This window comes from Cupriavidus sp. WS (assembly GCF_000395345.1).
Classification (GTDB): domain Bacteria; phylum Pseudomonadota; class Gammaproteobacteria; order Burkholderiales; family Burkholderiaceae; genus Cupriavidus; species Cupriavidus basilensis_B.
Map to the genome: position 1 here is coordinate 1 of NZ_AQPL01000411.1, position 1,372 is coordinate 1,372.

Genomic DNA, 1,372 nt, shown 5'->3' on the forward strand with positions numbered 1-1,372 from the left:
CTGCTCGACGCGCAGCGCACCGCCGACGAGACCTACCTGGACTATCTCCAGTCGCGCGCGGACCTGGCCGAAGCCACGGTGGCGCTGCAGCTCGCCACCGGCCAGCGGCCGGCGCTCTGAGCGCGGCGGCGGAGCATGAAATGGGGGCCGGCGCCCGGGTGCGACCCCGGGCGCCGGGCTTGCCTTTGTTACACCTTGATGTCGACGTTCTGGCCCAGGTGCGGCGGGTTGCTGGCGGCCACGCTGGCCGGCGCCACCGACGCCAGCAGCGCGGCCACGCCCTCGGCCTGCAGGTCCAGCGATTTGCGCAGCATCAGCAAGGGCACCGGGTCGGAACCGGCGTTGCTTGCCGCGCTGACGATGGCAGTATCCATGAGTGAATCGTCCTGTTTCGGGTTGCGGTTGGTGGTGCGGGTGGCCGGGATGCCGGCAGGCCGGCCGGAAAAAGCCGCGGCGCCACGCGCGGGAGGGATTCCTGCCAGTTTGTTGTCGGCCCGCCGCGACAAAGCTTTAGCGCGGCGGGCGGAACGTTTATGATAGGCAACCCCGCGCGCTCGTCCGCCGGGTCCGGAACAGCGGGCGGGGAAAAGACCGGATCGCCGGGGCGGTGGCCGCACCGGGCGGCGCGCCGGCGAAGATTGCCGCAAGAATTCCGGCAGGACCAGTCACCAAAAAGAACATCATGGGTCGGGCGAAAAAAATAGCGGGCCGCATCGCGATTTCGTGTTTGACTGCCGGCATCTCCCTGCCCGGCCTGGCGCTGGATTCGGCGCAGTTGTACGAGCGCGAGTCGCCCAGCATCTGGGTCGTCACCGTGTTCGACGCCCAGGGCGGGCGCATCGGCCTGGGCAGCTCGGTGGTGATCGGGCCGGAGGAACTGGTCACCAACTGCCACGTGCTCAGGAACGGCAAGTCCATCGGCATCCGGCGCGAGAACACCTCGCACAGCGCGCGCCTGGTGCATGCCGACGTGGAGCGCGACCTGTGCATCCTCCACGCCAGGGGGCTGGCCGCGCCGGCCGTGAAGATCGCCCCGCTCGCCTCGCTCAAGGTCGGCCAGAAGGTCTATGCCATCGGCGCGCCGCGCGGCTATGAGCTGACCCTGAGCGACGGCCTGCTGTCTTCCCTGAACCGCGACGCCGCCGACCGCGTGGTGCGCCTGCAGACCACCGCGCCGATCTCGCCGGGCTCCAGCGGCGGCGGCCTGTTCAATACCGACGGCCAGCTGATCGGCATCACCTACCTGATGCGCGCCGACGCGCAGAACCTCAATTTCGCCGTGCCCGCGCAGTGGATCGACGAGGTGCCGGCGCGCTCGGCGCTGGCGCTGCAGCGCTTTCGCAGCGAGGCCGCGGCCGTGCCGGCGGCCGCG

Annotated in this window: 2 protein-coding genes; one reads left to right on the forward strand and one right to left on the reverse strand. The window is 70.3% G+C overall.

Features of this window, described 5'->3' with window-relative positions:
- Positions 1–188: 188 nt before the first annotated feature.
- Complete coding sequence (locus tag K206_RS0128815; protein ID WP_020205827.1) at positions 189–374, reverse strand: YjfB family protein; 186 nt, start codon at positions 372–374, stop codon at positions 189–191.
- Positions 375–727: 353 nt separating this feature from the next.
- Between K206_RS0128815 and K206_RS0128820 the strand changes: the two genes are divergently transcribed.
- The coding region (locus tag K206_RS0128820) for a S1C family serine protease (protein WP_020205828.1) at positions 728–1,372 on the forward strand (645 nt) is incomplete at its 3' end.